13 protein-coding genes are annotated in these 16,327 nt (G+C 60.3%); 5 read left to right on the top strand and 8 right to left on the bottom strand.

Going from position 1 to position 16,327, the window contains the following annotated elements:
* The first annotated feature begins 2 nt into the window (after positions 1-2).
* The gene (nuoM, locus tag D8U82_RS24360) at positions 3-1,535 is read left to right on the top strand and encodes an NADH-quinone oxidoreductase subunit M (protein ID WP_123442121.1); all 1,533 of its coding nucleotides are present in this window, start codon (positions 3-5) and stop codon (positions 1,533-1,535) included.
* Between the two features lie 7 nt (positions 1,536-1,542).
* Positions 1,543-3,006, top strand: a complete 1,464-nt coding sequence (gene nuoN / locus D8U82_RS24355; protein ID WP_024013420.1) for an NADH-quinone oxidoreductase subunit NuoN — start codon at positions 1,543-1,545, stop codon at positions 3,004-3,006.
* 383 nt (positions 3,007-3,389) lie between these two features.
* Here nuoN and D8U82_RS24350 read toward each other — a convergent pair whose 3' ends face one another.
* Genes D8U82_RS24350 through D8U82_RS24325 form a run of 6 tightly spaced genes read right to left on the bottom strand, consistent with a single transcriptional unit; the run spans position 3,390 to position 9,339 of the window.
* Entirely contained in the window at positions 3,390-5,132 is a 1,743-nt protein-coding gene (locus tag D8U82_RS24350) for an ABC transporter substrate-binding protein (RefSeq protein WP_016775286.1), read from the bottom strand.
* Between the two features lie 47 nt (positions 5,133-5,179).
* On the bottom strand, positions 5,180-5,452 hold the full coding sequence (locus D8U82_RS24345) for a DUF2160 domain-containing protein (protein ID WP_038861868.1): 273 nt from the start codon (positions 5,450-5,452) through the stop codon (positions 5,180-5,182).
* A 10-nt stretch (positions 5,453-5,462) separates the two neighbouring features.
* Positions 5,463-6,263 (bottom strand): carbohydrate ABC transporter permease, encoded by an 801-nt coding sequence (locus tag D8U82_RS24340; RefSeq protein ID WP_024013421.1) that lies wholly within the window; start codon positions 6,261-6,263, stop codon positions 5,463-5,465.
* Between the two features lie 9 nt (positions 6,264-6,272).
* Positions 6,273-7,139, bottom strand: a complete 867-nt coding sequence (locus tag D8U82_RS24335) for a sugar ABC transporter permease (RefSeq protein WP_130903154.1) — start codon at positions 7,137-7,139, stop codon at positions 6,273-6,275.
* Positions 7,136-8,248 carry an ABC transporter ATP-binding protein gene (locus tag D8U82_RS24330; RefSeq protein ID WP_125927401.1) on the bottom strand — a complete coding sequence of 371 codons (1,113 nt, stop codon included), beginning with the start codon at positions 8,246-8,248 and terminating at the stop codon, positions 7,136-7,138. The genes D8U82_RS24335 and D8U82_RS24330 overlap by 4 nt, the downstream gene beginning before the upstream one ends.
* Positions 8,248-9,339: an ABC transporter ATP-binding protein gene (locus tag D8U82_RS24325; protein WP_130903153.1), complete on the bottom strand. Its 1,092-nt coding sequence runs from the start codon at positions 9,337-9,339 to the stop codon at positions 8,248-8,250. The genes D8U82_RS24330 and D8U82_RS24325 overlap by 1 nt, the downstream gene beginning before the upstream one ends.
* 352 nt (positions 9,340-9,691) lie before the next feature.
* On the opposite strand from D8U82_RS24325, the gene D8U82_RS24320 reads away from it, so the two are divergent.
* On the top strand, positions 9,692-11,530 hold the full coding sequence (locus D8U82_RS24320; RefSeq protein ID WP_130903152.1) for a sigma-54-dependent Fis family transcriptional regulator: 1,839 nt from the start codon (positions 9,692-9,694) through the stop codon (positions 11,528-11,530).
* Positions 11,531-11,740: 210 nt separating this feature from the next.
* Here D8U82_RS24320 and cysS read toward each other — a convergent pair whose 3' ends face one another.
* Together cysS and D8U82_RS24310 are read right to left on the bottom strand one after the other, a co-directional pair.
* Positions 11,741-13,123 carry a cysteine--tRNA ligase gene (gene cysS / locus D8U82_RS24315; RefSeq protein WP_130903151.1) on the bottom strand — a complete coding sequence of 461 codons (1,383 nt, stop codon included), beginning with the start codon at positions 13,121-13,123 and terminating at the stop codon, positions 11,741-11,743.
* Positions 13,124-13,141: 18 nt separating this feature from the next.
* Complete coding sequence (locus D8U82_RS24310) at positions 13,142-14,839, bottom strand: glutamine--tRNA ligase/YqeY domain fusion protein (RefSeq protein WP_024013424.1); 1,698 nt, start codon at positions 14,837-14,839, stop codon at positions 13,142-13,144.
* Between the two features lie 251 nt (positions 14,840-15,090).
* Between D8U82_RS24310 and D8U82_RS24305 the strand changes: the two genes are divergently transcribed.
* Complete coding sequence (locus D8U82_RS24305; RefSeq protein WP_076567676.1) at positions 15,091-15,597, top strand: peptidylprolyl isomerase; 507 nt, start codon at positions 15,091-15,093, stop codon at positions 15,595-15,597.
* Positions 15,594-16,327 (top strand): UDP-2,3-diacylglucosamine diphosphatase (gene lpxH, locus D8U82_RS24300; RefSeq protein WP_130903150.1); only part of this gene is annotated, 734 nt, incomplete at its 3' end. The genes D8U82_RS24305 and lpxH, both read left to right, overlap by 4 nt.

Genomic DNA, 16,327 nt, shown 5'->3' with positions numbered 1-16,327 from the left:
TCATGATTCTGCCTTGGCTAATCCTGATCCCCTTCATCGGCGGCCTGCTGTGCTGGATGGGTGAGCGCTTCGGCGCTACCCTCCCGCGCTGGATTGCGCTGTTGACCATGACCCTGGAACTCGCGCTCGGCCTCTGGCTGTGGGCCCACGGTGACTATTCATTCGCACCGGCGCCGGGCGCCGATCCGACCTGGGCGCTTGAGTTCAAGCATGTCTGGATCCAGCGTTTCGGCATCAACGTGCACCTGGCCCTCGACGGCCTGTCGCTGTTGATGATCCTGCTGACCGGGCTGCTGGGTATCCTCTCGGTACTCTGCTCGTGGAAAGAGATTCAACGTCACGTTGGCTTCTTCCACCTCAACCTGATGTGGATCCTGGGCGGTGTGGTCGGCGTGTTCCTCGCCCTCGACCTGTTCATGTTCTTCTTCTTCTGGGAAATGATGCTGGTGCCGATGTACTTCCTCATCGCGCTCTGGGGTCACAGTTCTTCGGACGGCAAGAAAACCCGGATCTACGCAGCGACCAAGTTCTTCATCTTCACTCAGGCGTCCGGCCTGATCATGCTGGTGGCGATCCTCGGTCTGGTGCTGGTCAACTTCAACAATACCGGCGTGATCACCTTCAACTACGCCGACCTGTTGAAAACCAAGATGTCGATGACCACCGAGTACATTCTGATGCTCGGCTTCTTCATCGCTTTCGCGGTCAAGCTGCCCGTCGTACCGTTCCACTCCTGGCTGCCTGACGCTCACGCCCAGGCACCGACTGCCGGTTCCGTCGACCTCGCCGGTATCCTGCTGAAAACTGCGGCCTACGGTCTGCTGCGTTTCGCCCTGCCGCTGTTCCCGAACGCTTCGGCGGAGTTCGCGCCGATCGCCATGAGCCTCGGTCTGATCGGGATCTTCTACGGCGCGTTCCTCGCGTTCGCACAAACCGACATCAAGCGTCTGATTGCCTTCTCTTCCGTTTCCCACATGGGCTTCGTGTTGATCGGCATCTACTCCGGCAGCCAACTGGCGCTGCAAGGTGCAGTGATCCAGATGCTGGCGCACGGTCTGTCGGCAGCGGCGCTGTTTATCCTCAGCGGTCAGTTGTACGAGCGTCTGCACACTCGTGACATGCGTGAGATGGGCGGTCTGTGGTCGCGTATCGCTTACCTGCCGGCGATCAGCCTGTTCTTCGCTGCGGCGTCGCTGGGCTTGCCGGGCACCGGTAACTTTGTCGGCGAATTTCTGATCCTGATCGGTTCCTTCGCCAGCGCTCCATGGGTCACGGCGATTGCCACGTCCGGTCTGGTGTTCGGTTCGGTCTACTCGCTGATCATGATCCACCGTGCCTACTTCGGCCCGTCGAAATCCGACGCGGTGCTGCACGGCATGGATGCGCGCGAACTGATCATGGTGCTCGGTCTGGCGGTATTGCTGATTTACCTCGGCGTCTACCCGCAACCGTTCCTCGACACCTCTGCCGCCACCATGCATGGCGTGCAGCAGTGGCTCGGCACCGCCTTCTCTCAACTCGCTTCGGCCCGGTAAGAGCGCTATGGAATTCACGATTCAACACTTTATTGCGCTTGCGCCACTGTTGATCACCAGCCTCACCATTATCGTGGTGATGCTGGCAATCGCCTGGCGCCGCAACCACTCGCAGACCTTCCTGATTTCGGTGGCGGGTCTGAACCTGGCCCTGCTGTCGATCCTGCCTGCGTTGAAAGTCGCGCCTCTGGCCGTGACCCCATTGCTGCAAATCGATGCCTTCGCCTGCCTGTACATGGCGATGATCCTGGTCGCCACCCTCGCCTGCGTCACCCTCGCCCACGCTTATCTGGGTGATGGCGGTTCGGGCTACCCGGGCAACCGCGAAGAACTGTACCTGCTGATCCTGATGGCCGCCGCCGGTGGTCTGGTTCTGGTCAGTGCGCAGCACCTGGCCGGTTTGTTCATCGGTCTGGAACTGCTCTCGGTACCGGTCTACGGTCTGGTGGCTTACGCCTTCTTCAACAAGCGTTCGCTGGAAGCCGGCATCAAGTACATGGTGCTGTCGGCCGCCGGTTCTGCGTTCCTGCTGTTCGGTATGGCGCTGCTCTACGCCGACGCCGGTTCGCTGAGCTTCGTCGGCATTGGTCAGGCCCTGGCCGCGACCGGCCTGCCAAGCCCGCTGGCGCAACTGGGCCTGGGCATGATGCTCATCGGTCTGGCGTTCAAGCTGTCGCTGGTACCGTTTCACCTGTGGACGCCGGACGTCTACGAAGGTGCTCCGGCACCGGTGGCGGCGTTCCTCGCTACCGCTTCGAAGGTCGCAGTGTTTGCGGTGATGGTGCGTCTGTTCCAGCTCTCCCCTGCCGCCAGCAGTGGCGTGCTGAGCGATGTGCTGAGCGTGATCGCGGTCGCCTCGATCCTGTTCGGTAACCTGCTGGCCCTGACCCAGAGCAACCTCAAGCGTCTGCTCGGTTACTCGTCGATTGCGCACTTCGGCTATCTGCTGATCGCGCTGGTGGCGAGCAAGGGTCTGGCGGTGGAAGCCATCGGCGTCTATCTGGTGACTTATGTCATCACCAGCCTCGGCGCGTTCGGCGTGATCACCCTGATGTCGTCGCCGTACAACGGCCGCGACGCTGACGCGCTGTACGAGTACCGAGGCCTGTTCTGGCGCCGTCCGTACCTGACCGCCGTGCTGACCGTGATGATGCTGTCCCTGGCCGGCATCCCGCTGACCGCCGGCTTCATCGGCAAGTTCTACATCATCGCCAGCGGCGTCGAAACGCGTCAGTGGTGGCTGGTCGGCGCACTGGTACTGGGCAGCGCCATCGGCGTCTTCTACTACCTGCGCGTGATGGTCACCCTGTACCTGATCGAGCCTAACCTGCGTCGCCACGACGCCCAGCTGCACTGGGAACAGAAGGCAGGCGGCGTGATGCTGCTGGCCATCGCCCTGGTCGCATTTTTCCTGGGCGTGTACCCGCAGCCATTGCTGGTGCTGGTACAGCAGGCGGGTCTGGCGGGCTGATTGCTCGGCTGATCTGGCTGGAATGGAAACGGCACCTTCGGGTGCCGTTTTTTGTTTGTAGCAGAAGTCGATATCGCCGGCGTTTGTGCAAGCGTCATCGCGGGCAAGCCCGCTCCCACAGGTGTGTGTGTCGCTCATAGCATCCGGGTGCATCGCACACCCAGCAGGAGTGAACCTGCTCGCGATGGCGTCCTACAAGTCGACGGATATGCTAACCGACCCTCCGCTTTCGCGAGCAGGCTCGCTCCCACAGGGATCTCGGGTGCCACCAATTTTGAGTAGCACCGCTCCAATGTGGGAGTGAGCCTGCTCGCGAAAGCGGCAGATCCGGCAGCAAAAAAAACGGCACCTTCCGGTGCCGTTCGCTTCTCACATTTCCAACATCATTTGCGCGCATCCGCCCAGGATTTCAGCAGTTCGCTATAGCTCACGGTTTCACCCTTCGGCTTCTCGTTGGCCAGTTTCGGCTTCGGTGCGCCCGGTTGATCGAACCAGTATTGCGCATCGCGTTCCGGGTTCATCTTCGGCGCGCAAGTGGCCTGGGCCTTGGAGCGCTCGAGGCGTTCCATGATGCGGTCCTGATCCTTGGCCAGGCCATCGAGCGCTTGTTGCGGTGTTTTTTCGCCGCTGGCGGCTTCGGCGATATGGCTCCACCACAGCTGAGCGAGACGTGGATAGTCGGGCACGTTGGTGCCGGTCGGCGACCATTGCACGCGGGCCGGGCTGCGATAGAACTCGACCAGCCCGCCAAGTTTCGGCGCCAGATCGGTCATGGCCTGCGAGTTGATGTCCGACTCGCGAATAGGTGTCAGACCGACGATGGTTTTCTTCAGCGAAACAGTTTTCGACGTGACGAACTGCGCGTACAGCCACGCCGCGAGTTTCTGTTTCTCAGGCGTGGATTTCATGAACGTCCACGATCCCACATCCTGATAGCCGAGCTTCATGCCCTCTTCCCAATACGGGCCTTTAGGCGACGGCGCCATGCGCCATTTCGGCGTGCCGTCGGCGTTGACCACCGGCAGGCCGGGTTTGGTCATGTCGGCGGTGAACGCGGTGTACCAAAAGATCTGCTGGGCGATGTTGCCCTGCGACGGCACCGGGCCGGACTCGGAGAAAGTCATGCCGGCCGCTTCCGGTGGTGCGTATTTCTTCAGCCAGTCGACGTATTTGGTGGTGGCAAACACCGCCGCCGGGCCGTTGGTGTCGCCGCCACGGGTCACGCTGGAGCCGACCGGATGACAGTCCTCGACGCGGATGCCCCACTCGTCCACCGGCAAGCCGTTGGGCAGTCCCTTGTCGCCGCCACCGGCCATGGAGAACCAGGCGTCGGTGAAACGCCAGCCCAGCGACGGGTCTTTTTTGCCGTAATCCATGTGGCCGTAGACGCGTTTGCCGTCGATTTCCTTGACGTCTTCGCTGAAGAATTTGGCGATGTCTTCATAGGCCGACCAGTTCACTGGCACGCCCAACTCGTAACCGTACTTCTCCTTGAACTTGGCTTTCAGATCGGCGCGCTCGAACCAGTCGGCACGGAACCAGTACAGGTTGGCGAATTGCTGGTCGGGCAGCTGATAGATCTTGCCGTCGGGCGCGGTGGTGAAGGAGATGCCGATGAAGTCCTTGATGTCGAGGGTCGGCGAAGTGAAGTTCTTGCCTTCGTTGGCCATCAGGTCGGTGATCGATTCGGTCTTGCCGTAGCGAAAGTGCGTGCCGATCAGGTCGGAGTCGTTGACCCAGCCGTCGTAGATGTTCTTGTCCGACTGCATCACCGTCTGCATTTTCTCGACCACGTCGCCTTCCTGCAGCAGGTCGTGGGTGAGTTTGATCCCGGTGATTTCGCTGAAGGCCTTGGCTAGCACCTTGGACTCGTATTCGTGAGTGGTCAGGGTTTCGGAAACGACCTTGATGTCCATGCCGCGAAACGGCTCGGCGGCCTTGATGAACCACTTCAATTCTTCAAGCTGCTGTTCGGCCGTCAGGGTCGAGGGCTTGAACTCGCTGCCGATCCATTTTTTCGCCGCATCTTCATAGGCGTCGGCCCAGGCAGATGCGCTCAAACCGCTGAGTGCCAGCATGGCTGCCAATGAAATGCTATGTCGCAGCTTATTGTTTTTATCGAACATAGAGACCTCCTGTTTAAGTTGTGGAGCCGCGTTGCCGAACGATTCGACTAGCCCCAACGCATCACAGCCAACAGCCACACCAGGGACAACGCGGACGCCACCCAGATGCTCCAGTCGGTGACGCCGATTACCAGCAAATGCAGGTAGGCGCTGCCGAGAAGACCGATAAACAAGCGATCGCCACGGGTGGTGGCAATCGGCAGAAACCCGCGCCGCAGAATGCTCGGCGAGCGCAATTCCCAGGTGGTCATGCCCACCAGAATAAGACCGATGCCGATGAAGAACGCGGCGGTCGGTGTCGTCCAGCTCATCCATTCCATCATCAGTTCCTCATACCCGGCCGAGGGCAAAGCCCTTGGCCACGTGGTTGCGTACAAACCAGATCACCAGCATGCCCGGCAGGATGGTCAACACCCCCGCCGCTGCCAGCACGCCCCAATCGATCCCCGACGCCGACACCGTGCGCGTCATCACCGCCGCAATCGGCTTGGCGTTGACCGAGGTCAGCGTGCGCGCCAGCAGCAGCTCGACCCAGGAAAACATGAAGCAGAAAAACGCCGTGACGCCGATACCGGAACCGATCAACGGGATGAAAATCTTCACGAAAAACTTGGGGAAACTGTAGCCGTCGATGTAGGCCGTTTCGTCGATCTCCTTGGGCACGCCGGACATGAAACCTTCGAGAATCCACACCGCCAGCGGCACGTTGAACAGGCAGTGCGCCAAAGCCACGGCGATATGCGTGTCGAAAAGGCCGATCGACGAATACAACTGGAAGAACGGCAGCAAGAACACCGCCGGCGGCGCCATGCGATTGGTCAGCAGCCAGAAGAACAGATGCTTGTCGCCGAGGAAACGATAGCGTGAAAACGCGTAAGCCGCCGGTAACGCCACGCTCAGGGAAATCACCGTGTTGAGGCTGACGTAATACAGCGAGTTCAAGTAGCCGGTGTACCAGCTCGGATCAGTGAAGATCACCTTGTAGTTCGCCAGCGTGAAATCCTGTGGGAAAAGCGTCAGGCCGCCGAGGATTTCGGTGTTGCTCTTGAACGACATGTTCAGCAGCCAGTAGATCGGCACCAGCAGGAACAGGATGTACACCAGCAATGGAATAAGCTTTTTCTTGCTCATGGCCGGGCCTCAGCGGTTGGCGTCGGAGTGCGTCATGGCGGTATAGAACAGCCACGACACCAACAGGATGATCAGGAAGTACACCAGCGAAAACGCCGCCGCCGGACCGAGGTCGAACTGCCCTACGGCCATCTGCGTCAACGTCTGACTCAAGAAGGTCGTGGCATTGCCCGGCCCGCCGCCGGTGAGCACGAACGGCTCGGTATAGATCATGAAACTGTCCATGAAACGCAGCATCACCGCGATCAGCAGCACGCTTTTCAGTTTGGGCAACTGAATGTGGCGGAACACTGCCCAGGCCGAGGCGCGATCGATCCGCGCGGCCTGGTAATAGACGTCGGGAATCGCCCGCAGGCCGGAGAAACACAACAGCGCGACCAGAGAAGTCCAATGCCAGACGTCCATCACCAGCACCGTCACCCAGGCGTCCATGGTGTTGGCCGCGTAGTTGTAGCTGATTCCTATCGCGTTGAGGCTGGAACCGAGCAGGCCGATGTCGGCGCGGCCGAAGATCTGCCAGATGGTGCCGACCACGTTCCACGGAATCAGCAGCGGTATCGCCAGAATGATCAGCACCACCGAGGACCAGCGGCCCTTGGTCGGCATGGTCAGCGCGACGGCGATGCCCAGCGGGATTTCAATCAGCAGCACGCACGCCGAATAGATGAACTGGCGCAGCAGCGAGTCGTGCAGACGCGGATCGAGCAGCACTTGCTTGTACCAATCGGCACCGACGAAGTAGCGGCTGGACTGGTCGAAGATGTCCTGCACCGAATAGTTGACCACGGTCATCATCGGGATCACCGCACTGAACGCCACCAGCAGGAACACCGGCAACACCAGCCACCAGGCCTTGTTGTTCTGCACCTTGTTCATGGCTGCACCTCCTCGTCGCTGGCTTCCAGGAGAAATTCATCGGCATAGACCATCAGCCATTGCGCCGGGAAACTGATGTAAGCCGTGCCCTGAGGCACCGGTTTGTCTTCAGCCAGACGCACCTTCAACGGTGCGCCGTCGAGGTTGAGGGTCATGATCTTGTAGGTGCCGAGGTCTTCGACGTGTACGACTTTTGCCTGCATCGCGTCGTCAAATGGCTCGTCCCACACGTGAATAAACTCCGGGCGGATGCCGACCTTGAGGTTTTTCCACTGGCCGTGCTCGATATGGCGCTGCAAGGCGTCGGATAACGGCAGGTGCGTCGAGGCGAAACCGACGCCACCGGGCTGCGGCTGTACCTCGATCAGGTTCATGCCGGGGCTGCCGATGAAATAGCCGACAAAGGTGTGGCTCGGCCGCTCGAACAATTCCCGTGGCGTACCGAACTGGACGATCTGGCCGCCGTACATCACCGCGATCTTGTCAGCGAAGGTCGAGGCTTCGAGCTGATCGTGGGTGACGTAGACCATGGTGATGTTGAACTGCTCATGGATCTGCTTGAGCTTGCGCCGCAGTTTCCACTTCAGGTGCGGGTCGATCACCGTCAACGGCTCATCGAAAAGGATCGCCGAGACGTCGTCGCGCACCAGGCCACGGCCCATGGAGACTTTCTGTTTTTCGTCGGCGGTGAGATTGCGCGCCTTCTTGCTCAGCAGATTCTGCAGGTCGAGCACCTCGGCAATTTCCTGCACCTTGCTGTGCACTTTCGCCTCGGCCATGCCCTGATTTCGCAGCGGGAAGGCGAGGTTGTCGAACACCGTCATGGTGTCGTAGACCACCGGAAACTGGAAAACCTGGGCGATGTTGCGCTTCTCCGGCGTGAGGTCGTTGACCGCTTTGCCGTCGAACAACACATGGCCCTGGGACGGGCTGAGCAGGCCGGAAATGATGTTGAGCAAGGTCGACTTGCCGCAACCGGACGGGCCGAGCAAGGCGTAGGCGCCGCCCTGCTCCCAGACGTGATCCATCTCGCGGATCGCATAATCCTCGGCGCCGCTCGGGGTTTTGCTGTAGCTGTGGGCGAGGTGCTGCAAACGGATTTCGGCCATCAGGCAACCCTCGCGACACGCCGGCCCGGTGCTTGCACACGGCCCTGCGCATCGAAAACGAACAGTTTGTGGGTCGGGATATAGATGCGGATCGGCGCATCGACGTCGTATTCGTGAACCCCGGGCAAGTGCAGCACCAGCAGGAAATGCTCGTTGCGCACATGCAGGAAGGTTTCCGAACCGCTGATTTCGGCGACCTCGACGGTCACCGCCAGTTCGAGGTCGTCATCGTTGCTCGGCACCAGTGAGATATGGCTGGGGCGCACGCCGAAGCGGAACTCGCCCTCGCCTACCGGGCGCAGATCGACGTTCAGCGGGAAGTGCACAAAATTGGCGAAGCTGACTTCGTTGCCGGCGATGCGTCCGGGCATCAGGTTGATCGGTGGTTCGGAGAACAATTCCGCCGCCAACACGGTTTGCGGCTGGTGATAGACCTCGGTCGACGGCCCGCTCTGGATCACCCGGCCTTCGTGCAGGATGGTGGTGGTGCCGCCGAGGGCCAGCGCTTCGTTGGGTTCGGTGGTGGCGTAGATGGCGATGGTGTGGCGGGCCTTGAACAGCTCGCGCATTTCCTGACGCAGCTCTTCGCGCAGCTTGTAGTCGAGGTTGACCAGCGGCTCGTCGAAGAGGATCAGTTCAGCATCCTTGACCAGCGCGCGGGCCATGGCCATGCGCTGCTGCTGCCCACCGGAGAGCTCCAGCGGATAACGCTGCAAGAACTTCTCGATGCGCAGCATGCGTGCCGTTTCCTGCACCTTGCTGTGGATGATCTCTTTCGAGATGCCGGCCTGGCGCAGTGGCGAGGCGATGTTCTCGAACACGGTCATGGTCGGGTAATTGATGAACTGCTGATAGACCATCGACACGTTGCGCAGCCGCACCGGGCGCTGGGTGACGTCGACGCCGTTCATCAGCACGCGGCCGCTGTCGGGCTTGTCGAGGCCGGCCATCAGACGCATGAGGCTGGTCTTTCCGGACAGCGTGCGCCCGAGCAGAACGTTGAAGGATCCGGGTTCGAATTTCAGGCACGCATCGTCGATCCAGATCTGGCCCTCGACGGTACGGCTGACGTGCTCCAGGGTGAGTGACATGGCTCGGCCTTTGTTATTTTTGGAGTCAAGCGACCGGAGCAACAGAGCGACATTCGTGCCAAAAGTGGCAAGTGGTTGATTTTCCCTAAAAATCGTTATTACGCGGGGAAATGGCGTTCACAGCTGAACACTTTTGAACAGTCGGAGTGATTGACAATGAACAATAGTGAACAACACTCTATGCACTGTTCACACCCATGTAGGAGCTGCCGAAGGCTGCGATCTTTTGACTTTGACTTTGACTTTGCTTTTTCAAGATCAAAATCAAAAGATCGCAGCCTTCGGCAGCTCCTACAGGGGATGGTGTACCTCATAACAATAATAAAATCGCTGCACTCAGAGGCTCGCCCCCATGGCCGCACCTGCTTCGCCGCTGTCCCACGACGCGATCGTCCAGACCTCCTGGCAACGTTGCCGCGCGTTCGGCCTCGACCACCAGAGCGCCCCGGCCTTCGATCAATTGCCCGCCGCCGGCATTGCGCGGTTGCTCGACAGCCATCATTCGCTGGTGCAGACCACCCATCAGGAAGTGCTGCCCTACTACGAAAACATCCTCAGCAACTCCAACTGCCTGATCATGCTCGCCGACAATCAGGGCCAGGTGCTGACCTCATGGGGCACACAGCGCTTTATCGAGCCGAATCTGGCCCGGGGCTTTCAGGCCGGTGCGAGCTGGATGGAGCGTAGCAGCGGTACCAACGCGATCGGCACCGCACTGGCCTGTGAGCAGGCGGTGCACATCGAACACGACGAACACTTCCTCAAGGCCAACCGCTTCATGACCGGCTCCGCCGCGCCGATTTTCGACGCCGAGCGCAAGGTCATCGCCGTGCTCGATGTCTCCAGCGACAGCTACCTGCCGCCTTCGCACACCCTGGGCATGGTCAAGATGATGAGCCAGACCGTGGAGAACCGGCTGATCCTCAACCTGTTCCATGGCCAGCATTTTCAACTGACCTTCAACACCGGGTTGAACAACCTCGACAGCCAGTGGGCCGGGTTGTTGATTTTCGATGAGAGCGGACAGGTGCTGTCGGCCAATCGCCGCGCCGACAATTTGCTCGGTGTGCGTTTGTCCCGCGTCAGCGTTGAAAGCCTGTTCAAGGTGTCGCTGCTGGAGTTGATCAATCAGCCCGAGGGTCTGCCGTTTGCCTTGCAGACTTCTGGACGCAACCGTTTCCAGTGCTTGCTGAAACGGCCGAAACAGGCTCCGGTGCAGGCGCGGGTGTTTGTCGCCGAGGACAAGCCTGCGCCAGCCAGCGCGATCAGCCTCAATACCCTGCATTTCGGCGACAGCCGTGTGGAAAAAGCCGTGCGCCAGGCCGAGCGCTTGCTGGAGAAGGACATTCCGTTGCTGATTCACGGTGAGACCGGCGTCGGCAAGGAAGTCTTCGTCAAAGCCTTGCACCAGGCCAGCTCGCGGAGCAAACAGGCATTCATCGCGGTGAATTGCGCAGCGATCCCCGCTGAACTGGTCGAGTCCGAGTTGTTCGGTTACGAGAAAGGCGCGTTCACCGGGGCCAACCAGAAAGGCAGCATCGGCCTGATCCGCAAGGCCGACAAAGGCACGCTGTTTCTCGACGAGATCGGTGACATGCCGCTGCCAACTCAGGCGCGTTTGTTGCGCGTGTTGCAGGAGCGCTGCGTGCAGCCAGTGGGCAGCAGCGAGTTGTTCCCGGTTGATCTGCGGATCATTTCCGCGACCAACCGTTCGTTGCGCGAGCAGGTGCAGTTGGGGCGGTTTCGTGAGGATTTGTACTACCGCATCGGCGGCCTGACCCTGGAGCTGCCGCCGTTACGCGAGCGCAGTGACAAGCAGGCGCTGTTCAAACGGCTGTGGGAGCAACATCGCGAGCCGACGCAATGGGCGGGGCTGAGCCCGGAGGTATTGGAGCTGTTTGAAAAGCACCCGTGGCCGGGGAATTTGCGTCAGGTCAGCAGCGTGATGCAGGTAGCGCTGGCCATGGCCGAGGAACAACCGGTGCGGCCTGAGCATTTGCCGGATGATTTCTTTGTCGACCTGGAGATGGAGCCGGTGGAAACAGCGGCGCCGCTGGGGCTGGATTTGAATGATGTTGAGGCGTTGAACAGGGAGTTGAAGGCGGCTGGAGGGAATATCTCGCACCTGGCACGGCGTTTGGGGGTTAGTCGGAATACTCTCTATAAGCGATTGCGGCAGATTGGCAACTGAGTACACCCCTTCCCCTCACCCCAGCCCTCTCCCCGAGGAGAGGGAGCCGATTGGGGGATATTCGAGAGATACGCCGACCTGACCTTGCTTCATCGAATCCATAATCGACTCGATCGTTCAGGTCGGCGTATAGCAAAAGACACCTCGGTCAGTCCCCTCTCCCTCCGGGAGAGGGCTAGGGTGAGGGGCTTTTGACTTTTGGCTTTTGAGTCAGTCAGCCAGACGCCAGGTAGTCCCACCCTTGCCATCTTCCAGCACCACACCCATCGCCGTCAGCTGATCACGAATCCGGTCCGACTCGGCCCAGTCTTTCGCCGCCCGAGCTGCCAGGCGCGCCGCAATCAGTGCATCGACTTCAGCCGCATCGACCCGCCCTTCAGCGCCCGCCTGCAAAAAGTCATCCGCCTCCAACTGCAACACACCCAACACGCTCGCCAGTTCTTTCAGACGTGCCGCCAGCCCCGCCGCTGCATTGAGATCGCTCTCACGCAGACGGTTGATCTCACGGACCATCTCGAACAGCACGGCGCAGGCTTCAGGGGTGCCGAAGTCATCGTTCATCACCGTGGTGAAACGCTCGACAAACGCTTCGCCGCCCGCCGGCGCCACGCTCGGCAGGCCTTTCAGCGCATGGTAGAAACGCTCCAGTGCGCCCTTGGCGTCCTTGAGGTTATCTTCCGAATAGTTGATCGCGCTGCGGTAGTGGCTCGATACCAGCAGGTAACGCACGACTTCCGGGTGGTACTTGTCGAGCACGTCGCGGATGGTGAAGAAGTTGTTCAAGGACTTGGACATCTTCTCGCCATTGATGCGAATCATCCCGCAATGCATCCACGCATTGGCGTAGGTCTTGCCGGTGGCCGCTTCGCTCTGGGCGATTTCGTTTTCATGGTGCGGGAACTCCAGGTCGCTGCCGCCGCCATGAATATCGAAAGTCTCACCGAGGCAGCAGGTGGACATCACCGAGCACTCGATGTGCCAGCCCGGACGTCCGGCGCCCCATGGCGATTCCCAGCTCGGCTCGCCCGGCTTGGCGGCTTTCCACAGGACGAAGTCGAGCGGGTCTTGCTTCGACTCGTCGACTTCGATACGCGCACCGATGCGCAAATCTTCGATCTTCTTGCGCGACAGCTTGCCGTAGCCCATGAACTTGGCGACGCGGTAGTACACGTCGCCATTGCCCGGCGCATAGGCGTAGCCCTTGTCGATCAGGGTCTGGATCATCGCGTGCATGCCAGCGATGTGATCGGTGGCGCGCGGTTCCATGTCCGGCTTCTGGATGTTCAGGCGCGCTTCGTCTTCGTGCATCGCGGCGATCATGCGCTCGGTCAGCGCTTCGAACGATTCACCGTTCTCGCGGGCACGATTGATGATCTTGTCGTCGATGTCGGTGATGTTGCGCACGTAAGTCAGGTCATAACCGCTGAAGCGCAGCCAGCGCGTCACCAGGTCGAACGCAACCATGCTGCGGCCGTGGCCGAGGTGGCAGTAGTCGTACACGGTCATTCCGCAGACGTACATGCGCACCTTGTTGCCATCCAGCGGCTTGAAGACTTCTTTGCTCTTGCTGAGCGTGTTGTAGATCGTTAGCACGTTAGTTCCTTGACTCACTCACTGGCCCCACGAATCACGCAGGGTCACGGTACGGTTGAATACCGGCTGACCGGGTTTCGAGTCCTTCAGGTCCGCGACGAAGTAGCCTTCGCGCTCGAACTGGAAACGGTCTTCCGGCTGTGCGTTGCCGAGCGATGGCTCAGCGCGACAACCGGTCAGCACTTGCAGCGAGTCAGGGTTGATGTTGTCGAGGAAGCTGGCGCTGTCTTCGGCCTTTTCCGGGTTCGGCGAACGGAACAGGCGATCGTACAGACGCACTTCGCACTCGACGCTGGCGGCGGCCGGCACCCAGTGGATCACGCCTTTGACCTTGCGCCCTTCCGGGTTCTTGCCGAGGGTGTCCGGGTCGTACGAGCAACGCAGTTCGACGATGTTGCCGTCGGCGTCCTTGATCGCTTCGTCGGCGCGGATCACGTAGCTGCCGCGCAGACGCACTTCACCGGCCGGTTCCAGGCGCTTGTAGCCCTTCGGCGGCTCTTCCATGAAGTCTTCACGGTCAATGTAGATTTCCCGGGCAAACGGCAGCGCGCGCACGCCCATGTCTTCTTTCGGATGGCGTGGCAGTTCGAGGTTTTCGACCTGGCCTTCCGGGTAGTTGGTGATGACCACTTTCAGCGGACGCAGCACGCACATGGCGCGCGGTGCGCTGTGGTCGAGGTCGTCACGAATGCTGAACTCGAGCATGCCGAAATCGACCACGCCGTCGGAACGGTTGGTGCCGATCATTTCGCAGAAGTTGCGGATCGATTTCGGCGTGTAGCCACGGCGGCGGAAGCCCGACAGCGTGGACATCCGCGGATCGTCCCAGCCATTGACGTGCTTCTCGTCAACCAGTTGCTTGAGCTTGCGCTTGCTGGTGATCGTGTAGTTCAGGTTCAGACGGCTGAACTCGTACTGGCGCGGGTTCGCCGGCACCGGCAGGTTCTCCAGGAACCACTCGTACAGCGGGCGATGGCTTTCGAACTCGAGGGTGCAGATCGAATGGGTGATGCCTTCGATGGCGTCCGACTGCCCGTGGGTGAAGTCGTAGTTTGGGTAGATGCACCACTTGTCGCCGGTCTGGTGGTGATGGGCGTGGCGGATGCGATACATGATCGGGTCGCGCAGGTTCATGTTCGGCGAGGCCATGTCGATCTTCGCCCGCAGCACGCGCGCGCCGTCCGGGAATTCACCGGCCTTCATGCGCGCGAACAGGTCGAGGTTTTCCTCAACCGAACGGTCACGGAACGGGCTGTTCTTGCCCGGCTCGGTCAGGCTGCCACGGTATTCCTTGGCCTGCTCCGGGGTCAGGTCGTCGACGTAGGCCTTGCCGGCCTTGATCAGCTCGACGGCCCAGTCGTGCAATTGATCGAAATACTGCGAGGCGTAGCGCACTTCACCGGACCATTCGAAGCCCAGCCATTTGACGTCGCTTTCGATCGCGTCGATGTATTCCTGATCTTCCTTGGCCGGGTTGGTGTCGTCGAAACGCAGGTGCGTGACGCCACCGAACTCCTGGGCCAGGCCGAAGTTGACGCAGATCGACTTGGCGTGGCCGATGTGCAGGTAGCCGTTGGGCTCCGGCGGGAAGCGAGTCACGATCTGGGTGTGCTTGCCCGAGTCCAGGTCTGCCTGGATGATCGGCCGCAGGAAGTTGACCGGCACGGCAGGGCCGGACTTGGCATTCGAGGTAGGGTCGACAGTGGGCTTGCTCATAGGATCCTTGACGTACAGGTGCGCGGCCGCAAAGAGGGGCCAGACAAAACAAAGCCGCTATCATAGCCGATGCTGTCAAGGGCCTGACAGAGCAGCTCTTATAAAGGCACGCATTTAATCGCCGGGAAATGAAAAACCGCCTCGAAATTCGCGCCTGTCACGCTAAACTGCGCACCTTGGCCGAAGCAGGCTGAACCGGTTGTGGGGCTCAATGTCCCAGAACCACGAATTCCCTTTGAAGAGTAATGACCATGACTCAAGTCAAACTGACCACCAACCATGGCGACATCGTCATCGAACTGAACGCTGAAAAGGCGCCGATCACCGTTGCCAACTTCATCGAGTACGTCAACGCCGGTCACTACACCAACACCGTATTCCACCGCGTCATCGGCAACTTCATGATCCAGGGCGGCGGTTTCGAGCCAGGCATGAAAGAGAAGAAAGACAAGCGTCCAAGCATCCAGAACGAAGCGGACAACGGTCTCTCCAACGACAAATACACCGTCGCCATGGCCCGCACCATGGAGCCGCATTCGGCATCGGCGCAGTTCTTCATCAACGTCGCCGACAACACTTTCCTCAACCACAGCGGCAAGAACGTCCAGGGCTGGGGCTACGCGGTATTCGGTAAAGTGACCGCCGGCACCGACGTTGTCGACAAGATCAAAGGCGTGTCGACCACTTCCAAGGCCGGCCACCAGGACGTACCAGCAGACGACGTGATCATCGAGAAAGCCGAGATCATCGCAGCGTGATATTGCTGATTTCAGACTTGCATCTGGAAGAGGAGCGCCCGGACATTACCCGGGCGTTTCTGGATTTGCTCGCCGGACGCGCCCGCTCGGCGAGTGCGTTGTACATCCTCGGCGACTTCTTCGAGGCATGGATCGGCGACGACGCCATGACGCCCTTTCAGCGTTCCATCTGCCAGGCCCTGCGCGATTTGAGCGACAGCGGCACGGCCATATTCCTGATGCACGGCAATCGCGATTTCATGCTTGGCAAGGCCTTCTGCAAACAGGCCGGCTGCACCTTGCTGAAGGATCCGAGTGTCGTGCAGTTCTACGGCGAACCGGTGCTGCTGATGCACGGCGACAGCCTGTGCACCCGCGACGTTGGCTACATGAAGCTGCGCCGCTACCTGCGCAACCCGATTACCCTGTTCATCCTCCGCCATCTGCCGCTGAGCAGCCGCCACAAACTGGCGCGCAAGCTACGCAGCGAAAGCCGTGCACAGACGCGGATGAAAGCCAATGACATTGTCGATGTCACCCCGGAAGAGATTCCGCGAGTGATGCAGGCATTCGGCGTGAAGACTCTGATCCACGGCCACACCCACCGCCCGGCAATTCACAAGTTGCAGCTTGGTGAGCAGGCGGCGAAGCGGATTGTGCTGGGGGATTGGGATCGTCAGGGTTGGGCGTTGCAGGTGGATGAGAGCGGGTATGCCTTGGCGCCATTCGATTTCGCCCCGCCACCCGCCCT

This window comes from Pseudomonas sp. Sample_23, assembly GCF_004307595.1.
Lineage (GTDB): Bacteria > Pseudomonadota > Gammaproteobacteria > Pseudomonadales > Pseudomonadaceae > Aquipseudomonas > Aquipseudomonas atacamensis.
The sequence above is the reverse complement of the archived record's forward strand: the minus strand, read 5'-3'. Positions and strand labels throughout refer to the sequence as shown.

What these genes read in the sequence shown, in the direction of transcription:
- nuoN (WP_024013420.1), top strand. Translation starts at nt 1,543, where the DNA reads ATGGAATTCACGATTCAACACTTTATTGCGCTTGCGCCACTGTTGATC.
- D8U82_RS24340 (WP_024013421.1), bottom strand. Translation starts at nt 6,263, where the DNA reads ATGAGCAAGAAAAAGCTTATTCCATTGCTGGTGTACATCCTGTTCCTG.
- D8U82_RS24310 (WP_024013424.1), bottom strand. Translation starts at nt 14,839, where the DNA reads ATGAGCAAGCCCACTGTCGACCCTACCTCGAATGCCAAGTCCGGCCCT.
- D8U82_RS24350 (WP_016775286.1), bottom strand. Translation starts at nt 5,132, where the DNA reads ATGTTCGATAAAAACAATAAGCTGCGACATAGCATTTCATTGGCAGCC.
- D8U82_RS24320 (WP_130903152.1), top strand. Translation starts at nt 9,692, where the DNA reads ATGGCCGCACCTGCTTCGCCGCTGTCCCACGACGCGATCGTCCAGACC.
- D8U82_RS24305 (WP_076567676.1), top strand. Translation starts at nt 15,091, where the DNA reads ATGACTCAAGTCAAACTGACCACCAACCATGGCGACATCGTCATCGAA.
- D8U82_RS24325 (WP_130903153.1), bottom strand. Translation starts at nt 9,339, where the DNA reads ATGTCACTCACCCTGGAGCACGTCAGCCGTACCGTCGAGGGCCAGATC.
- D8U82_RS24345 (WP_038861868.1), bottom strand. Translation starts at nt 5,452, where the DNA reads ATGGAATGGATGAGCTGGACGACACCGACCGCCGCGTTCTTCATCGGC.
- D8U82_RS24335 (WP_130903154.1), bottom strand. Translation starts at nt 7,139, where the DNA reads ATGAACAAGGTGCAGAACAACAAGGCCTGGTGGCTGGTGTTGCCGGTG.
- D8U82_RS24330 (WP_125927401.1), bottom strand. Translation starts at nt 8,248, where the DNA reads ATGGCCGAAATCCGTTTGCAGCACCTCGCCCACAGCTACAGCAAAACC.
- nuoM (WP_123442121.1), top strand. Translation starts at nt 3, where the DNA reads ATGATTCTGCCTTGGCTAATCCTGATCCCCTTCATCGGCGGCCTGCTG.